General features: G+C 71.3%; 18 protein-coding genes. 16 read left to right on the top strand and 2 right to left on the bottom strand.

Annotated features, from left to right (window positions below):
• Positions 1-31: 31 nt before the first annotated feature.
• The 9 genes from ASD11_RS08320 to ASD11_RS08280 all read left to right on the top strand — a co-directional run bounded on the left by ASD11_RS08320 (position 32) and on the right by ASD11_RS08280 (position 9,800).
• A complete protein-coding gene (locus tag ASD11_RS08320) occupies positions 32-946 on the top strand; it encodes an ABC transporter ATP-binding protein (protein ID WP_082554238.1) in 915 nt (304 codons plus the stop codon).
• A complete protein-coding gene (locus tag ASD11_RS08315; protein ID WP_056285728.1) occupies positions 943-1,731 on the top strand; it encodes an ABC transporter permease in 789 nt (262 codons plus the stop codon). Before ASD11_RS08320 ends, ASD11_RS08315 begins: the two co-directional genes overlap by 4 nt.
• 79 nt (positions 1,732-1,810) lie before the next feature.
• Positions 1,811-3,025 (top strand): 1-deoxy-D-xylulose-5-phosphate reductoisomerase, encoded by a 1,215-nt coding sequence (gene dxr / locus ASD11_RS08310; RefSeq protein ID WP_056285724.1) that lies wholly within the window; start codon positions 1,811-1,813, stop codon positions 3,023-3,025.
• Complete coding sequence (locus tag ASD11_RS08305; protein WP_056285721.1) at positions 3,022-4,320, top strand: M50 family metallopeptidase; 1,299 nt, start codon at positions 3,022-3,024, stop codon at positions 4,318-4,320. The genes dxr and ASD11_RS08305 overlap by 4 nt, the downstream gene beginning before the upstream one ends.
• 44 nt (positions 4,321-4,364) lie before the next feature.
• On the top strand, positions 4,365-5,513 hold the full coding sequence (ispG, locus tag ASD11_RS08300; RefSeq protein ID WP_082554237.1) for a flavodoxin-dependent (E)-4-hydroxy-3-methylbut-2-enyl-diphosphate synthase: 1,149 nt from the start codon (positions 4,365-4,367) through the stop codon (positions 5,511-5,513).
• An 87-nt stretch (positions 5,514-5,600) separates the two neighbouring features.
• A complete protein-coding gene (locus tag ASD11_RS08295; RefSeq protein ID WP_235503275.1) occupies positions 5,601-6,452 on the top strand; it encodes a GNAT family N-acetyltransferase in 852 nt (283 codons plus the stop codon).
• Positions 6,453-6,481: 29 nt separating this feature from the next.
• Positions 6,482-7,660 carry a polysaccharide deacetylase family protein gene (locus tag ASD11_RS08290; protein ID WP_056285719.1) on the top strand — a complete coding sequence of 393 codons (1,179 nt, stop codon included), beginning with the start codon at positions 6,482-6,484 and terminating at the stop codon, positions 7,658-7,660.
• Complete coding sequence (locus ASD11_RS08285) at positions 7,657-8,025, top strand: DoxX family protein (RefSeq protein ID WP_056288604.1); 369 nt, start codon at positions 7,657-7,659, stop codon at positions 8,023-8,025. Before ASD11_RS08290 ends, ASD11_RS08285 begins: the two co-directional genes overlap by 4 nt.
• A gap of 23 nt (positions 8,026-8,048) precedes the next feature.
• The gene (locus ASD11_RS08280; RefSeq protein ID WP_056285717.1) at positions 8,049-9,800 is read left to right on the top strand and encodes a proline--tRNA ligase; all 1,752 of its coding nucleotides are present in this window, start codon (positions 8,049-8,051) and stop codon (positions 9,798-9,800) included.
• A 9-nt stretch (positions 9,801-9,809) separates the two neighbouring features.
• On the opposite strand, the gene ASD11_RS08275 is transcribed toward ASD11_RS08280, so the two are convergent.
• Together ASD11_RS08275 and ASD11_RS08270 are read right to left on the bottom strand one after the other, a co-directional pair.
• Positions 9,810-10,232 carry a DUF4439 domain-containing protein gene (locus ASD11_RS08275; RefSeq protein ID WP_056285715.1) on the bottom strand — a complete coding sequence of 141 codons (423 nt, stop codon included), beginning with the start codon at positions 10,230-10,232 and terminating at the stop codon, positions 9,810-9,812.
• Positions 10,229-10,696, bottom strand: coding sequence for a hypothetical protein (locus ASD11_RS08270; RefSeq protein ID WP_156464641.1), 468 nt, complete (start codon positions 10,694-10,696; stop codon positions 10,229-10,231). The genes ASD11_RS08275 and ASD11_RS08270 overlap by 4 nt, the downstream gene beginning before the upstream one ends.
• Before the next feature lie 90 nt (positions 10,697-10,786).
• Here ASD11_RS08270 and rimP point away from each other — a divergent pair, with 90 nt between their 5' ends.
• The 7 genes from rimP (at position 10,787) to ASD11_RS08235 (ending at position 18,231) form a co-directional block, all read left to right on the top strand.
• Positions 10,787-11,239 (top strand): ribosome maturation factor RimP, encoded by a 453-nt coding sequence (rimP, locus tag ASD11_RS08265; protein ID WP_056285708.1) that lies wholly within the window; start codon positions 10,787-10,789, stop codon positions 11,237-11,239.
• 1 nt (position 11,240) lies between these two features.
• A complete protein-coding gene (nusA, locus tag ASD11_RS08260; protein WP_056285703.1) occupies positions 11,241-12,350 on the top strand; it encodes a transcription termination factor NusA in 1,110 nt (369 codons plus the stop codon).
• 11 nt (positions 12,351-12,361) lie between these two features.
• Positions 12,362-12,619, top strand: a complete 258-nt coding sequence (locus ASD11_RS08255; protein WP_268750696.1) for a YlxR family protein — start codon at positions 12,362-12,364, stop codon at positions 12,617-12,619.
• 140 nt (positions 12,620-12,759) lie between these two features.
• Positions 12,760-15,558 (top strand): translation initiation factor IF-2, encoded by a 2,799-nt coding sequence (infB, locus tag ASD11_RS08250; protein WP_056285699.1) that lies wholly within the window; start codon positions 12,760-12,762, stop codon positions 15,556-15,558.
• 86 nt (positions 15,559-15,644) lie between these two features.
• Positions 15,645-16,082, top strand: coding sequence for a 30S ribosome-binding factor RbfA (gene rbfA, locus ASD11_RS08245; protein ID WP_056285696.1), 438 nt, complete (start codon positions 15,645-15,647; stop codon positions 16,080-16,082).
• Entirely contained in the window at positions 16,079-16,960 is an 882-nt protein-coding gene (gene truB, locus ASD11_RS08240) for a tRNA pseudouridine(55) synthase TruB (protein ID WP_056285692.1), read from the top strand. Before rbfA ends, truB begins: the two co-directional genes overlap by 4 nt.
• Positions 16,961-16,998: 38 nt before the next feature.
• Positions 16,999-18,231 (top strand): phospholipase D-like domain-containing protein, encoded by a 1,233-nt coding sequence (locus ASD11_RS08235; RefSeq protein ID WP_056285687.1) that lies wholly within the window; start codon positions 16,999-17,001, stop codon positions 18,229-18,231.
• Positions 18,232-18,329 lie beyond the last annotated feature (98 nt).

The raw sequence follows: 18,329 nt of genomic DNA, 5'->3' as shown, positions 1-18,329 counted from the left end.
GTCGGACCCTCGACGGCGCCAGAGTGGAGCCATGATCACCGTCAAGAACCTCTCGAAGACGTACGGGTCCTTCCGTGCCGTCGACGACGTCTCGTTCACCTGCCGCCCCGGCGCGGTCACGGGCTTCCTCGGCCCCAACGGCGCCGGAAAGTCCACCACGATGCGCATCATCGCCGGGCTCACGCTGCCCGACGCGGGCGAGGCGCACGTCTCCGGGGTCCGCTACAGCGACGTCCCCAACCCGGGCACCCAGATCGGTGTGCTCCTCGACGCGAGTGCCCAGCACGCCGGTCGCTCGGGCCGCGAGATCCTCACGATCGGTGCGCTCACGATGGGCCTGCCCATGTCGCGGGTCGACGAGATGCTCGAGCTCGTGAGCCTCACGCCCGAGGAGTCCAAGCGCAAGGTGCGTAACTACTCCCTCGGCATGCGGCAGCGCCTCGGCATCGCGCACGCTCTGCTGGGCGACCCCAAGATCCTCATGCTCGACGAGCCGGCCAACGGCCTCGACCCGGCCGGCATCCACTGGATGCGCAGCCTGCTGCGCGAGTACGCCAACCGCGGCGGCACGGTGCTGCTCTCGAGCCACCTGCTGCACGAGGTGCAGATCATCGCCGACGAGCTCATCGTGATCGGCAACGGCAAGATCGTCGCCCAGGGCACGAAGGACGAGCTCCTGGCCTCGGCCGGCACGTTCGTCCGGGCCACGGACCCGTCGGCTCTTGCCAGTGCGCTCACGTCCGCCGGCATCTCCGCCACGCCGTCCGGTGAGGGCGGCCTGCGCACCGACGCCACGCCGGAGCAGGTCGGCGCGGCGGCCCTCCAGGGCCAGGTGGCCCTCGTCGAGCTCCGGGCCGCCGAGGGCGCCGGCCTCGAGGAGCTCTTCCTCGAGCTCACCGCCTCCACCCAGCGCGAAGCCGTGACCCCCGAAGGAGCCAACGCATGAGCACCGCCACTCCCATCAAGGTCGACACCTCGAGGCCCGGCATCCCGCTGAGCCGCATCGTCAAGGTCGAGCTCCGCAAGATGTTCGACACCCGCTCGGGCTTCTGGCTCATGATGAGCATCGGCATCGTGGCCATCCTCGCCACGGCGAGCGTCATCGCCTTCGCTCCCGACAGCGCCATCCAGTACGGCTCCTTCGGCACCGCGGTCGGCGTGCCGTTCGCCCTCCTGCTCCCGATCATCGCGATCCTGTCGGTGACCGGCGAGTGGAGCCAGCGCACCGGTCTCGTCACCTTCACCCTCCTCCCGCACCGCGGTCAGGTGGTGTGGGCCAAGGCGATCGTCTCGGTCGTGGTCGCCGTGGTCTCCATGCTGCTCGCCTTCGCGATCGGCGCGGTCGGCAACGTGCTGGGCGCCGCCATCAACGGTCTCGACCCGGTCTGGGACCTCGACCTCGGGCAGTTCCTGGCCATCATCCTGGCCAACGTGCTGGGCGTCCTGGTGGGCTTCATGCTCGGCATCCTGGTGCGAAACTCGGCCGCGGCCATCGTGGCCTACGTGGCCTACGCCTACATCCTCCCGGGGCTGCTGGGCTTCCTCGCCGCGACGCAGAGCTGGTTCGACGACATCCGGAACTGGATCGACTTCAACAACGCTCAGGGGCCGCTCTTCGACGGCAGTCTCACGGGCGAGCAGTGGGCCCAGCTCGGGACGTCGGGCCTCATCTGGTTCGTGATCCCGATGGCCATCGGCGTCAGGTTCGTCCTGCGGTCCGAGGTCAAGTGACGTCCGCCGCCGACCCGGGCAGGACACCTGGGGTCGGCGGTGGCGGATGACCGCCCTCAGGCGGTGAGAGGATGGCGACATGCGCAAGCGTGTCGCCATCCTCGGTTCCACCGGGTCCATCGGTACCCAGGCGCTCGACGTCGTCGCCGCGGCGCCCGAGCGCTTCGACGTCGTCGCGCTCGCCGCCGGGGGAGGACGACCCGAGGTCCTGGCCGCCCAGGCCATCGAGCACCAGGTGGAGGTCGTCGCCGTCTCGGCCGCCACGGCCGCCCAGGACGTCCAGCTGGCCCTGTACGCCGAGGCCCAGCGTCGCGGCTGGGCCACGGGCGACCACCGCATCCCGCGGCTCCTCGCCGGTCGGGACGCGGCCACGCAGGTGGCCCGCACCCCGTGCGACGTCGTGCTGAACGGCATGACGGGCGCCGTCGGCCTCGAGCCCACCCTGGCGACGATCGAGACCGGAACCACGCTCGCCCTGGCCAACAAGGAGTCGCTCATCATCGGCGGTGAGCTCGTCACCGGGGCCGTCGCACCCGGACAGCTCGTCCCGGTCGACTCCGAGCACTCGGCGCTCGCCCAGGCCCTGCGCGGCGAGCGCATCGAGGACGTCGCCCGCCTCGTGGTCACGGCCAGCGGCGGCCCGTTCCGCGGCTGGACCAGGGAGCAGCTCGCCGACGTCACGCCCGAGCAGGCGTCGGCCCATCCCACGTGGGACATGGGTCCGGTCATCACCATCAACTCGGCCACGCTCGTCAACAAGGGCCTCGAGGTCATCGAGGCGCACCTGCTGTTCGGCATCGGCTTCGACCGGATCCACGTGGTCGTCCACCCGACGTCGGTGGTCCACTCCATGGTCGAGCTCGTCGACGGCTCCACCATGGTGCAGGCCTCGCCGCCCGACATGCGCCTGCCCATCGCCCTCGGTCTCGCCTGGCCCGAGCGCGTCCCCGGCGCCGCCAAGGCCTGCGACTGGAGCGCTCCCACCGCGTGGGAGTTCTTCCCCCTCGACGACTCGGCGTTCCCCGCCGTGCGGCTCGCCCGCCGGGCGGGGGAGGCCGCCGGCACCGCGCCGGCGGTGTTCAACGCGGTCAACGAGGTGTGCGTCGACGCCTTCGTCGCCGGCGACCTCGACTTCTTGGGCATCCCTGCCACCATCGAGACCGTGCTCGAAGCCCACCTCGCCGATCCCGACGTCTCCTCCGCGCCGCTCACGCTCGCCACCGTGCTCGAGGTCGACCGCACCGCGCGCCAGGCGGCCGCCGAGCTCATCGGCACCCGAGCAGCCGCACGATGAACGCCCTCATCTACGCCCTCGGCGTCGTCGTCTTCCTGGTGGGCGTCATCCTGTCGATCGCCCTGCACGAGGTCGGCCACCTGTACCCCGCGCGCAAGTTCGGCGTGAAGGTCACCCAGTACTTCGTGGGGTTCGGCAACACCATCTGGTCGACCAGGCGCGGCGAGACCGAGTACGGCATCAAGGCCATCCCTCTGGGTGGCTACGTCAAGCTCGTGGGCATGCTGCCGCCGGAGCGCGGCGCCGACCCGAACGACCTGCGCAAGACGTCCACGGGGCTCTTCGGCCAGCTGGTCTCCGACGCTCGCAGCGTGGAGTACGAGCACGTCACCGACGCCGACCAGGACCGGCTCTTCTACCGCAAGCCGTGGTGGCAGAAGCTCATCATCATGGCCGGCGGCCCGCTCGTGAACGTCGCCATCGCCTTCGTGCTGTTCGCCGTCGTGCTCATGGGCTTCGGCTCGCTGGAGCCCACCGTCACGGTCCAGTCGGTCTCCGACTGCGCCATCAGCGACGCCGAGGCCGGGCGCACGTGCACCGCCGACGACCCCGTCACGCCTGCCAAGCAGGCCGGCCTGCAGCAGGGCGACCGGTTCGTGTCCTTCAACGGCGAGCGCATCGAGTCCTGGGACCAGCTCACCGCGCTCATCCGGGCCAACGGCGACCGTGAGGCCACGATCGTCGTGGACCGCGACGGTCAGGACGTCAGGGCCGACGTCGCCACCACGGTGCTCGCCCGGGCCTCCGCCGACGACCCCACCCGCACCGAGAAGGTCGGGTTCCTCGGCGTCGAGCCCGTGCAGGACTACCAGCGCCAGGGCCTGGGAGCCGTCTTCACGGCCATGGGGGAGCAGAGCAAGGCCACGGGCGAGGCGATCATCCACCTGCCCGTGCGGATGGTCGAGGTCGCCAAGGCCGCCTTCGGCGCCGACCGTCCCGACGACGGGCCCATCAGCGTGGTGGGCGCGAGCCGCGTGGCCGGCGAGCTCGTCACGGTCGACGACCCCACGTGGAGCGAGCGCAGCGCTCGCGTCCTGGCGTTGCTCGCCTCGCTCAACCTGTTCCTCGCGCTCTTCAACTTCGTGCCCCTCCTGCCCCTCGACGGCGGCCACATCGCCGGTGCTCTCTGGGAGGCCGTGCGGCGCGGCTGGGCGCGCGTGCGCGGCAAGGCGGACCCCGGATACGTCGACGTCGCCAGGATGCTGCCCGTCGCCTATGTCGTGGGTGGCATCCTGATGGTCATGAGCATCGTCCTGATCTACGCCGACATCGTGAACCCGGTGAGCATCTCGTGAGCACGCTGGCAGGGGTGCCGGGCCCTGGGCGGCAGACGAGCAACGTGCCGGTCTCGCTCGGCATGCCGGAGGCCCCGCCGCCGGTCCTCGCGCCGCGCCGGAAGTCCCGCAAGATCAAGGTCGGCACCGTCGACGTCGGCGGCGACGCCCCCGTCTCGGTTCAGTCCATGACCACCACGCTCACCTCCGACGTCAACAGCACACTGCAGCAGATCGCCGAGCTCACCGCCGCCGGCTGCGACATCGTGCGCGTCGCCTGCCCCAGCCAGGACGATGCCGACGCCCTGTCCGACATCGCACGCAAGAGCCAGATCCCGGTCATCGCCGACATCCACTTCCAGCCCAAGTACGTCTTCGCGGCCATCGACGCCGGCTGCGCGGCCGTCCGCGTCAACCCGGGCAACATCCGCAAGTTCGACGACCAGGTGGGCGCCATCGCCAAGGCGGCCAAGGACGCGGGAACGTCGCTGCGCATCGGCGTGAACGCCGGCTCGCTCGACAAGCGCCTGCTCGAGAAGTACGGCAAGGCCACGCCGGAGGCCCTGGTGGAGTCCGCCGTCTGGGAGGCCTCGCTCTTCGAGGAGCACGACTTCCACGACTTCAAGATCTCGGTCAAGCACAACGACCCGGTCATCATGGCCCAGGCCTACGAGATGCTCGCCGAGCGCGGCGAGTGGCCGCTGCACCTCGGCGTCACCGAGGCCGGACCCGCCTTCCAGGGCACCATCAAGAGCGCCACGGCGTTCGGCTACCTGCTGGGCAAGGGCATCGGCGACACCATCCGTGTCTCGCTGTCGGCGCCTCCCGTCGAGGAGGTCAAGGTCGGGATCCAGATCCTGCAGTCGCTCAACCTGCGGCCCCGCAAGCTCGAGATCGTGTCCTGCCCCTCCTGCGGCCGCGCCCAGGTCGACGTCTACACGCTGGCCGAGCAGGTCACGGCCGGGCTCGAGGGCATGGAGGTGCCGCTGCGCGTGGCCGTCATGGGCTGCGTCGTCAACGGGCCGGGCGAGGCCCGTGAGGCCGACCTCGGTGTGGCCTCGGGCAACGGCAAGGGCCAGATCTTCGTCAAGGGCGAGGTCATCAAGACCGTGCCCGAGAGCAAGATCGTGGAGACCCTCATCGAGGAGGCCCTGCGCATCGCCGAGGACATGGAGCCCGTCGAAGGTGGCGGCGCCACCGTCGACGTGCGCTGAGTCTGCGCCGGCCCTCCTGCAGGGCACCCGGGCCTCGCACGGCCTAGGCTGGTGGGGTCCGGTCCCGTGGTCGCAGGAGGTCCTCCCGTGCTGGAGACGATGCCCGTGCACTCGTACCTGCGTTCCCTCGGTCCCGACGACCTGCCGCGCCTGGTCGAGCTCCTCGACACCGACCCGCACGTCAACCTCTTCGTGCGGCACCGCATCGACGGCGCCGGCCTCAACCTCGCGCTGCTCGGCGCCCAGGTCTGGGGCTGGTTCGTGGGCGACGAGCTGGTGTCCGCGTGCCACGTGGGCGCCAACGTCGTGCCGGTGTGTGCGACGTCGGAGGCCCTGCAGGCCTTCGCGGGCCGGCTGCTGAGCGAGGGCGCTCGTCCGGCCTCGGTCGTGGGCAAGCAGGACGCGGTCGCCGAGCTGTGGGCGCTGCTGAAGGACCGCTGGGGTCCCGCGCGCTCACCGCGGCCCAACCAGCCGTTCCTGCAGATCGAGTCCGAGCCGCTCGTCCCGGCCGACCCGCGCGTCCGCCGGGTCGCCCTGGACGAGGTCGACACCCTGTACCCCGCGAGCGTCGCGATGTTCCGCGAGGAGGTGGGAGTCGATCCCGAGACGCAGTCACGCGGCGCCTATCGGGCCCGGGTGACGCAGCTCGTGGCCCGCGGTCTCGCCTTCGCGATCATCGAGAACGGCCGGGTGCTGTTCAAGGCGGAGGTCGGTGCGTCCACCCGGGCCGGGTGCCAGCTGCAGGGCGTCTGGGTGACACCGGAACGACGCGGGGAGGGCCTCGCGGCCGGGGCGCTCGCCGCTGTGGTGGAGCAGTCCCTCGCCTCGATCGCCCCCGTGGTCTCGCTGTACGTCAACGAGCACAACGACGCGGCGCGCCGAGCGTACGAGCGGGTCGGGTTCCGCCGCGTCGAGACCTTTGCCTCGATCCTGCTCTGAGCCCCGCCGCCAGCCCCTACAGTGGGCGCGTGCTTCGACGTCTGGGTCTGTGGGCGGTCCCGCTCCTGTGCGTCGTCGCCACCGTCGCAGCGCCGTCGGGCGCCTTCGCCCCGGAGCGCATCAGCGTGACCCTGGTGGCGGCCCGCCTCCACCAGGTGGTGGTCCCGCGGGCTACCGCCGCCACGAGGCCCATCCCGCCTGACTTCGCGTGCCGCAAGGGGATGGCGGCACTCACGTTCGACGACGGTCCGCACGGCAGGTACACGCCGCGACTGCTCAAGATCCTGCGCCGCGAGAACGTCCAGGCCTCGTTCTTCGTGACCGGGCAGAACACCACCCGGTACCCCGCTGTCGTGCGCTCGACGCTGCGCGCAGGCCATGCCGTCGAGAACCACAGCTGGGACCACCCCTACCTCACCTCCCTCTCCAGGAAGAAGGCCGCGAGCCAGCTGAGCCGGACCTCGAGGGCCATCCGGAGGGCTACCGGTCGTTCGCCGGCCTACTTCCGGCCACCCTTCGGCGCCACGAGCAAGAAGGTGCGCTCCATCGCGCGCAGACAGGGCCTGCAGCAGAAGCTCTGGACCATCGACACCCTCGACTGGGCCGGTCGCAGCGTCAAGCGGATCCACCGGACGGTCCGCCAGGGTCTGCGTCCCCACCGGACCAACGTGATCCTCATGCACGACGCCGTCAGGAGGTCGCCGACGTCGCTCGAGGCGGTCCCCGGCGTGATCCGCGAGGTCCGGGCCCGGGGTTACTGCTTCGTGCCGGTGGAGGCGGTGACCCCCTCGGTGGTCGTCCGCTCGGCCGACCGCTCCCTGGCCGAGCCGAGCAAGGGGTCGAGCGTCGTCCCGCTGCACGTGTGGCTCGACGACCGCACCCCGCGCCGCGGCACGATCCGGGCCACCTTCGTCGACGGAACGGCCAAGGCGGGCCGCGACTACGTTGGCACCTCACGCACCGTCGTGTTCGGGCGCGGCGGCTACGCCCACGACGTCGGGGTCCGCATCGTGGCCGACCCGGAGGCGACCGGGTCGCGCTACTTCTGGCTCCGCCTCGATCGGGCGAGTGCCCTGCGGGTGGGGACCCGTAAGGTGAAGGTCGTCATCCGGGACGCCCAGGCCTCGAGCGCCCCCACCCAGCAACAGCTCGTGGACGAGTGGGCCTCGCCCAGCGCCCCGAGCGACTCACCCCCAGGAGCACCATGAGCCGCGACGTGAAGGGTCTGGCCGTCATCCTCGGCGTGGCCGGCGTGCTGCACTTCGTCAAGCCCGAGCCGTTCGAGCGCATCGTGCCCAAGCCGCTCCCGTACAAGCGCGAGCTCGTGCTCGCCTCCGGTGCGGTCGAGGTGGCCTGCGCCGCCGGGCTGCTGAGCCCGCGCAGCCGGCCGCTGGCCGGCAAGGTCACGGCGCTGCTGATGGTGGCGGTGTTCCCCGCCAACGTTCAGATGAGCATCGACGCCGTGCGCAGCCCCAAGGCTCCCGGCTGGTTCAAGGCGGGCACCCTGGCTCGTCTGCCCCTGCAGGCCCCGCTCATCCGGACGGCGCTCAAGGCCTCGCGCGGTCAGGGCTGAACCACGCCCTAGGCTTGCGTGTCATGCGCATGTCCCAGCTCTTCGCCCGCACGCTTCGTGACGATCCCGCCGACGCGGAGGTCCCCAGCCACAAGCTGCTCGTCCGGGCCGGCTACGTCCGTCGCGTCGCCCCGGGCATCTACACGTGGCTGCCGCTCGGGCTCAAGGTGCTGGGTCGTGTCGAGCAGATCGTGCGCGAGGAGATGAACGCCATGGGCGCGCAGGAGGTGCGGTTCCCCGCGCTCCTGCCCCGCGAGCCCTACGAGGCCACCAACCGCTGGACCGAGTACGGGCCCAACCTCTTCCGGCTCAAGGACCGTCGCGGCACCGACATGCTGCTGGGCCCCACGCACGAGGAGATGTTCTCCCTGCTCGTGAAGGACCTGTACTCCTCGTACAAGGACCTGCCCCTCTCGCTCTACCAGATCCAGACCAAGTACCGCGACGAGGCGCGTCCCCGCGCCGGCATCCTGCGCGGCCGTGAGTTCGTCATGAAGGACTCGTACTCCTTCGACGTCACCGACGAGGGCCTCGAGCGCTCGTACCAGGCTCACCGCGACGCCTACATCCGCATCTTCGACCGCCTCGGCTTCGAGTACGTCATCGTCCACGCCGACTCCGGCGCCATGGGCGGCTCGGCGAGCGAGGAGTTCCTCGTGGTGGCCGAGACGGGCGAGGACACGTTCGTGCGCTCGGCCGGTGGCTACGCGGCCAACGTCGAGGCGGTCACCACGGTCGTCCCCGACGCCGTGCCGCTCGACGGCCTGCCCGCGGCCCATGCCGAGCAGACGCCCGACACCCCCACGATCGACACGCTGGTCGACCACCTCAACGAGGCGTTCCCGCGCGACGACCGGCCCTGGACGGCTGCCGACACGCTCAAGAACGTGCTCGTGGTCCTGCGCCACCCCGACGGCACGCGTGAGCCCCTCGCCATCGGCGTGCCCGGCGACCGCGAGGTCGACGCCAAGCGGCTCGAGACCCAGGTCTCTCCCGCGGAGGTGGAGGCGTTCGACGAGAAGGACTTCGCGGCCAACCCCGCTCTCGTGAAGGGTTACATCGGCCCGGGCGTCCTCGGCTCGGAGAGCGTCAGCGGGATCCGCTACCTCGTGGATCCTCGCGTCGTCGACGGCACGCGCTGGGTCACCGGGGCCGACGTCTCCGGCTCCCACGTCATCGACCTGGTGGCCGGACGCGACTTCACCCCCGACGGCACCATCGAGGCGGCCGAGGTGCGCGCGGGCGATCCGGCACCCGACGGCTCGGGACCGCTCGAGCTCGCCCGTGGCATCGAGATGGGTCACGTCTTCCAGCTCGGTCGCAAGTACGCCGAGGCCCTGGGTCTGCAGGTGCTCGACGAGAACGGCAAGCTCGTCACGGTCACCATGGGCTCCTACGGCGTGGGCGTCTCGCGCGCCGTGGCCGCCGTGGTGGAGGGCTCCTACGACGAGCTCGGCATCATCTGGCCGCGCGAGGTGGCGCCGTACGACGTGCACGTCGTCGTCGCGAGCAAGGACCCCGAGATCAACGAGACCGCCAGCACCTTCGTCGCCGAGCTCGAGGCCGTCGGCCTCGAGGTGCTGCACGACGACCGCCCCAAGGTCTCGCCCGGAGTGAAGTTCAAGGACGCCGAGCTCATGGGCATGCCCACCATCGTCGTGGTGGGCAAGGGGCTGGCCGAGGGCCTCGTCGAGGTGCGTGACCGCGCCACGGGTGAGAAGCAGGACGTCGCCCTCGCCGACGCCGTCGACCTCGTCCGCGCCACCTGCCGCTGACCCGCCGGGTCAGGTGGGGGAGAGGCCGGGGAAGCCGTCGGGCGCCGCGCCCCAGTCGACGGCGCGCAGGGCCGTCGAGCGCAGTGCCGTGAGGGCCAGACGTCGCCCGGCCGCGTCGCCCACGCCCACGAGCGCCACGCAGGCCGCGCTGATGCGCTCCTCGACGTCGACGGCGAGGCTGCGGGCGGCTCGCTCGTCCTTCGGGCGCTCCACCCCGTAGGCGCCCAGCGCCCGCACGGGGGAGCCGCCGGCGGCCCGGACCCGGAGCGCGAGGGCGTCGCGCGTGCGCCGGTGGTCGGTCCACGCCTCGCGTGCCTGCGCCGTGAGACTGGTGAAGCGCGCGCCCAGGAGCCCGTAGGTCCACACGGCCTCGTGCTCGAGCGCGAGCCAGGCCCGCAGCGCGGCCAGCTGCTCGGGGCGAGGGTCGCTCATGCGTTCCTCCCGAGGGTGCGGGCGATCTGTGCCTGGCCGGCGGACAGGGAGGCGAGCACCCGGGCCAGGTCGACGTCGGACGCCGTGAGCGCGTCGGCCTCGCGCCGCCGGGCCGACGCGGCGAACGCCCGCGCGGTCTCGGCGAGGCCGGTGGACGCCGGGTCGACGTCGGCTCCGGGGCGACCACCGAGCTGGTCCAGCTGGCTGCGGGCCGCCTTCAGGAGCGTGGGGGAGCTGCGGGCGACGTCGGGCGACTGCTCGAGCGCCGCCTCGATCTGCGCGACGAGCACCACCTGCTCGCGGCGGGCCCGGGTGAGGCGCGCAGCGTCCTCGGGGTCGGGCTCCGGGTGGGGCGACGCGCCCAGCGCGCGGAGGGCGTCGTCGTCGAGGCCCACCAGCCGGCCCGCGCCGACCAGGGTCACCACCCCGAGTCCCGCCCCGAGGGCAGCGCGCCGCGACATCACACCGGCAGGTTAGTCGAGCGGCGCACGCTAGGGTGGTCCCGACACAGCATCGCGTGTCCGACCACGACAACAGAAGAGCAGGAGTCCACCATGAGCGACCAGATCGAGGCCCTGGTCCGCGAGCCGGTGGAGGCTCTCGGACTCGACCTGGAGGCCGTCGAGGTCAAGCCGGGTCAGAGCCAGAAGCTCCTGCTCGTCGCCGTCGACGCCGACGGCGGTGTCTCCATCGACACCATCGCCCAGGTCACGCGGGCCCTCTCGCTCGTCCTCGACGAGTCCGACGTGATGGGCTCCCAGCCCTACACGCTGGAGGTCAGCTCCCGTGGGCTCTCCCGCCCGCTCACCGAGCCCCGCCACTGGCGACGCAACGCCGACCGTCTCGTGACGGTCAAGCTCCACGACTACTCGTCCGTCAAGGGCCGCATCCTGGCCAGCGACGACGACGGCGTCGATCTCACGGTCGACGGCGAGACCCGCCGTCTGGCCTACTCCGACATCCTGACCGCCAAGGTCACCCCCGAGCTCAACAGGAAGGACGCCTGACATGGACATCGACATGAGCGCCCTCAAGGCACTGGAGCGGGAGAAGGACATCTCCCTCGACGTCGTCGTCGAGGCCATCGAGACGGCCCTGCTCTCCGCGTACCACAAGACCGCCGACGCCCACTCGAACGCCCGCGTGGAGCTCGACCGCCGCTCCGGCCACGTGACGGTCTGGGCCAAGGAGCGCCTCGAGGACCCCGCCCCGGCACCCGCGCCCACCGCCGACGAGGACGGCGACCTCCTGCCCGACGCCGACGTCGCGGCTGCCCCCGTGCCGCGCCCGGCGCCGCGCTTCAGCGAGGAGTTCGACGACACGCCTGAGGACTTCGGCCGGTTCGCCGCCACCATCGCGCGCCAGCTCATCATGCAGCGCCTGCGCGACGCCGAGGACGAGCAGAAGTTCGGCGAGTTCTCGGGCAAGGTGGGCGACATCGTGTCGGGCATCATCCAGCAGAGCGGGCGTCCCGGCGACGTCATGCTCGACCTGGGCCGCATCGAGGCGCTCCTTCCGGCCGCCGAGCGCGTGGCCGACGAGAAGTACGCCCACGGCGAGCGCCTCAAGGCCTACGTCTACGAGGTCGAGAAGGGCATGCGCGGACCCCGCGTCAAGGTCTCGCGCACCCACCCGGGGCTCGTGCGTCTGCTGTTCGCGCTCGAGGCTCCGGAGATCGCCGACGGCTCCGTCGAGATCGCCGCCATCGCCCGCGAGGCGGGGCACCGCTCGAAGATCGCGGTGCGCGCCACGGTTCCTGGCGTCAACGCCAAGGGTGCCTGCATCGGCCCCATGGGCTCGCGCGTCCGCAACGTCATGCACGAGCTCCACGGCGAGAAGATCGACATCGTCGACTTCGCCGAGGACCCGGCCGAGTTCATCGGCCATGCGCTGTCCCCGGCGCAGGTGAAGTCCGTCACGGTCGTCGACGCCACCGCCCGTGCCGCGCGCGTCGTGGTGCCCGACTTCCAGCTGTCGCTCGCGATCGGCAAGGAGGGGCAGAACGCCCGCCTCGCCGCCAAGCTCACCGGCTGGCGCATCGACATCCGTTCCGACACCGAGACGGCCCCGCCGAGCCCGACCTCGGGTGTGGACTCAAGCACTTCCCCGACGGGGTAGACTTGTCTGCGGTGTTGCGCACGTGCATCGGATGCCGATCACGAGCTGACAAGACCACTCTGGTGCGACTCGTCGTCGTCCGGACGCCCACGGCCTCGGTCGTGACGCCCGACCTCGACGGATCGTTGCCGGGACGAGGGGCGCACCTGCACCCCGAGGCCCGGTGCCTGGAGCAGGCCCGACGACGTCGGGCCTTCGGCCGGGCCTTCCGCCAGGAGGGACCGTTCGACACCGAGGCGCTCGACGCACTCGTGGCACCAGCGACCTGACCACCGACCATCCGGGCCCCATGCCCACCGACCGAAGACGGAGCACCTGCTCATGAATCGTCGATGAGTTCGTTCCGATGAACCCGTTCGTCTAACAACGGTCTGGTCCCTTTCAGGGCTGGACCCCCTGAAGGAGAAAAGTGGCTGTACGCGTCCACGAGCTCGCCAAAGAGTTCGGTGTCCCCAGCAAGCTCATCCTGTCCACCTTGCAGGACATGGGTGAGTACGTGAAGTCTGCGTCCTCGACCATCGAGGCGCCCGTCGTGCGTCGCCTCAACGAGGTCCACGGCGACGCCCTGCGCACGCAGGGTGAGAAGAAGGCCGCCAAGAAGGCGCCCGCCGCCAAGCCGGCCGCACCTGCGGCCGCCCCGGCCGAGGCTGCCGCTCCGGCCGCCGCCCCGGCTGCCGAGGCTGCCCCGGCGGCTCCCGCCGCCCCCGAGGCCCTGGCCGCGGAGGCACCCGCCCGCACCGCTCCGTCGCCGGGACCGCGTCCCGGTCCGCGGGCACCGCAGGCCCCCGAGCCCGAGGCGCCTGCCGCCGCGGCTCCCGCGGCACCCGCTCCCGCCGCACCTGCGTCCGACGAGGCCGCGCCGGCCGCTCCGCGTCCCGGCACCCCGGGCCCGCGTCCGGCTCCCGGACCGCGTCCCGGTGGCAGTGCCCGTCCGGGCAACAACCCGTTCTCGTCGCGCCAGGGCATGCAGCAGGACCGCCCGCCGCGTCCGCCGGCCGCCCGTGAGGGTGGAGCCGCGCCGCGTCCGGGCATGCCGCGTCCCAACCCGGCCATGATGCCCAAGCAGTCCGGCCTCACCAACCGTCCCGGCCCCGGCCGCGGCGGACCCGGTGGCGGCGGTGGCGGTCGTCCCGGTGGACCCGGTCGCGGCGCTCCCGCAGGTGCCGGTCGTCCCGGTGGCGGCGGTGGCAACAACTTCGGTCCCAACCGTCCCGCCGGTGGCGGATTCGGCGGCGGACCGGGCGCTCGTCCCAACGGCCCCGGCCGTGGCGGTCGTGGTGGCACGCAGGGCGCCTTCGGTCGCCCCGGTGGTCCCGCTCGTCGTGGACGCAAGAGCAAGCGCGCGAAGCGCCAGGAGTTCGACCAGATGCAGGCGCCCGCCATCGGTGGCGTGCGCGTCCGCAAGGGCAACGGCGAGACGGTCCGTCTCACGCGTGGCTCGTCGCTGAGCGACTTCGCCGAGAAGATCGGCGTCGACGCAGCCTCGCTCGTCGAGGTCCTGTTCCACCTGGGCGAGATCGTCACGGCCACGCAGTCGGCCAACGACGAGACGCTGCAGCTGCTGGGCGAGGAGCTCAACTACACCGTCGAGGTCATCTCGCCCGAGGACGAGGACCGCGAGCTGCTCGAGTCGTTCGACCTCGAGTTCGGTGAGAACGAGGGCGACGAGGACGATCTCATCGCCCGCCCGCCGGTCGTCACCGTCATGGGTCACGTCGACCACGGCAAGACCAAGCTGCTCGACGCCCTCCGCTCGACCAACGTGGTCGACAAGGAGGCCGGCGGCATCACGCAGCACATCGGCGCCTACCAGGTGGGCACCGAGGTCGACGGCGAAGAGCGCCGCATCACCCTGATCGACACTCCCGGTCACGAGGCCTTCACGGCCATGCGTGCCCGTGGTGCCCAGGCCACCGACATCGCGATCCTCGTGGTCGCGGCCGACGACGGCGTCATGCCGCAGACGGTGGAGGCGCTCAACCACGCCAAGGCCGCCGGCGTCCCGATCGTCGTGGCCGTCAACAAGGTCGACAAGCCCGACGCCGATCCCACGCGTGCTCGTGGCCAGCTCTCCGAGTACGGACTCGTGCCCGAGGAGTACGGCGGAGACACCATGTTCGTCGACGTCTCGGCCAAGGCCGGGACGGGTCTCGAGGACCTCATGGCGGCTGTCATCCTGACGGCCGACGCCGAGCTCGACCTGCGGGCCAACCCCACGCAGAACGCCGAGGGTCTCGTCATCGAGGCGCACCTCGACCGTGGTCGTGGCCCCGTCGCCACGGTGCTCGTGCACCGAGGCACCCTGCGGGTCGGCGACTCGCTCGTGGCCGGTCCGGCCTTCGGCCGTGTCCGCGCCATGCTCGACGAGCACGGCGAGAACATCGAGGAGGCCACGCCGTCGCGCCCCGCGCTCGTGCTGGGCCTCACGGCCGTCCCCGGTGCCGGCGACAACTTCATGGTCGTGGCCGACGACCGCCTGGCCCGCCAGGTGGCCGAGAAGCGCGAGGCCCGGGAGCGCAACGCGCTGCTGGCCAAGCGCAGCGGCCGCCGCACCCTCGAGGACTTCATGTCCTCGCTGGAGAAGGGCGAGACCGACGAGCTGCTCCTCATCCTCAAGGGTGACGGTTCCGGCTCGGTGGAGGCGCTCGAGGACTCGCTGGCCAACATCGAGGTCAGCGACGAGGTCGCGCTGCGGGTCATCGACCGTGGTGTCGGTGCCATCACCGAGACCGACGTCAACCTGGCAGCCGCGTCCAACGCCGTCATCATCGGCTTCAACGTGCGGCCGCAGGGCAAGGCCACCGAGCTCGCCGACCGCGAGGGCGTCGAGATCAAGTACTACTCGGTGATCTACCAGGCCATCGAGGAGATCGAGGCAGCGCTCAAGGGCATGCTCAAGCCGGAGTTCGAGGAGGCGCAGCTCGGTACCGCCGAGATCCGCGACATCTTCCGCTCCAGCAAGATCGGCAACATCGCCGGTTGCATGGTCACGAGCGGCACGCTGCGGCGCAACGCCAAGGCCCGGTTGCTGCGCGACGGCTCGGTCGTCGCCGACAACCTCGACCTGGCCAGCCTGCGCCGCGAGAAGGACGACGCGTCCGAGGTCCGCGAGGGCTTCGAGTGTGGTCTGGTGCTCAAGGGCTACAGCGACATCAAGATCGGCGACGTCGTCGAGATGTTCGAGCTGCGCGAGAAGCCGCGCGCCTGATGTCCCGGCCTTCGACAGGCTCGGGCGGCACCGCCGCCTGAGCCTGTCGAAGGCCTTCCACCACTTCAAGACAACGCGGAGGAACCATGGCGGGGCAGCGGACCCAGCAGCTGGCCGATCGCATCAAGGTCATCGTGGCCCAGATGCTCGAGCGTCGGGTCAAGGACCCGCGCCTGGGCTTCGTCACGATCACCGACGTGCGGCTCACCGGCGACAACCAGAACGCCTCGGTGTTCTACACCGTCATCGGCGACCAGAAGGCGGTCGACGACACCGCCGCCGCACTGCGCAGCGCCACCGGCCTGCTGCGGGCCGAGGTCGGCAAGCAGCTCGGCACCCGGATCACTCCCACGCTCGCGTTCTTCCTCGATGCCGTGCCGGAGGAGGCCCGCCAGATCGAGGACCTGCTGGCCAAGGCCCGTGAGTCCGACGAGCGCGTGGCCCAGCAGTCCGCCGGTGCCCAGTACGCCGGCGAGGCCGACCCGTACAAGCACAAGGACGACGAGTCGGCCGAGGACGAGTGAGCGATCCCGTCGCCTCCGGGCTCGTCGTCGTCGACAAGCCGTCCGGCTGGACCTCGCACGACGTCGTGGCCCGGGGACGCCGCCTCACCGGCACCCGCAAGGTGGGTCACGCCGGGACGCTCGATCCCATGGCCACCGGCGTCCTCCTGCTCGGCTTCGGGCGGGCCACCCGGCTCATGGGCCACCTGCAGCTGGCCGACAAGGAGTACCTCGCCACCATCCGGCTGGGGGAGTCCACGGTCACCGACGACGCCGAGGGCGACGTCCTCGAGACGGCCGACGCCGGTGCCGTCACGCACGAGGCCGTCGTGGCCGCGATGCTGCCGCTCACGGGCCACATCCAGCAGGTGCCGTCCAAGGTCTCGGCCATCAAGGTCGACGGTCAGCGCTCGTACGCCCGCGTCAGGTCCGGCGAGGACGTCCAGCTCGCGCCCCGGCCCGTCACGGTGTCCACCTTCGAGCTGCTGGCGGAGCGCCGTGAGGGCGACCGGCTCGACCTCGACGTCCGCGTCGTCTGCACGAGTGGCACGTACGTCCGGGCGCTCGCCCGCGACCTCGGCAGCACGCTCGGCGTGGGCGGACACCTCACGATGCTGCGCCGCACGCGCGTGGGCGGGTTCGGTCTCGACGTCGCCCGCACCCTCGAGCAGCTGGAGGAGGAGCTCTCCTACGTCTCGCTCGACGACACGGCACGCGCCGCCTTCCCGAGCGTCGACCTCGATGCCGCCACGGCCCAGGACGTCCGGTACGGGCGCCGGCTCACGGGCATCGACCTGGGTTCGCGCGGCCCGGTGGCCGTGTTCGACCCCGACGGCGAGTTCCTGGCCCTGTACGAGCAGGGCGGTGCCGTGGCGCGCCCCGTCGCCGTCTTCGTCTGACCCGTGCCCACTAGGGTGATCCCACCATGGGACTGAGGATGAGGAAGCCGTCGCCGCGTCGCATCATCTGGCGCAGCGTCCAGTCGTGGCTGGCCTCCGTCGTGGTGGTCGTGGCGGGTCTCATGGGCACCACCAAGATCCGCAAGCTCCTGCGTGGCAAGCGCGACGACGGGTTCCCCGTCACGCCGCCCGCCACCGTCAGCACGCCGCGTGGAGACGCCACCACGTACACGTACGGAGACGACCTCTACGAGGACATGCTCACGGCGGTCGAGGGCGCCCGGGAGCGGGTGTTCTTCGAGTCATTCATCATCAAGGGCGACGAGATGGGGGTGCGGTTCAAGACCGCTCTCGAGGCCGCCGCGTCCCGCGGCGTCGAGGTCTACGTGGTCTACGACGCGTTCGCCAACCTCGTGGTCAACCCGCGCTTCTTCTCGTTCGGCCCCTCCGTCCACGTGCTGCGCTACCCGGTCTACAACGCCGGCCTCAAGCCCTTCAGTCCGCGTCGGTGGGGTCGAGACCACCGCAAGATCCTCGTGGTCGACGACACCGTCGGCTTCCTGGGTGGCTACAACATCGGCTCCCTCTACGCCACGCAGTGGCGTGACACGCACCTGCGCATCACGGGCTCGGCCGTGTGGGACCTCGCCAACGCGTTCATCGACTTCTGGAACATGCTCGTGCCCGGCGACCTCATCGCCTCCACGGGCTCGGAGGACTGGGACCCGCGCGTGCGTGTGCACCGCAACGTCCCGCGCCAGCTGGTCTTCCCCATCCGGGGGATGTACCTGGAGGCGATCGACCGCGCCGTGAGCCACATCCACATCACGGCGGCCTACTTCATCCCCGACCACGACATCCTCCAGGCGCTGCTCCAGGCCCGCCGACGCGGTGTCGAGGTCGACATCATCCAGCCCGAGATCAGCAACCACGTCGTCGCGGACTGGCTGTCGCGCGGGTTCTACGGCCGCCTGCTGCGCGAGGGCGTGCGGATCCACCGCTACAAGGACGCCATGGTGCACGCCAAGACGTGCACGATCGACGGGCGCTGGTCCACCGTGGGCACGGCCAACATCGACCGGCTCAGCCTGTCGGGCAACTACGAGGTCAACCTCGAGATCATCGACGACGCCCTGGCGGCCCACCTCGAGGAGGTCTTCGCGCGCGACCTCACCAACTGCGACGAGCTCACCCTCGCCGAGTGGGACCGCCGCTGGGTCGTCTCCCGCGCCTGTGAGCTCATCCTGCGCCCCCTCGGCCCCCTCCTGTAGCGGTCCCACCCCTCGACGGCGACCTGCTCGCTGCGTCTGCCAGAGGGACCTTCTCGGCCATGAGAGCCCTCTCATGGCGGTCTCACTCGAGCCTCACC

Source organism: Aeromicrobium sp. Root495, assembly GCF_001426755.1.
Lineage (GTDB): Bacteria > Actinomycetota > Actinomycetes > Propionibacteriales > Nocardioidaceae > Aeromicrobium.
This window is presented reverse-complemented; position numbering and strand designations above follow the sequence as displayed.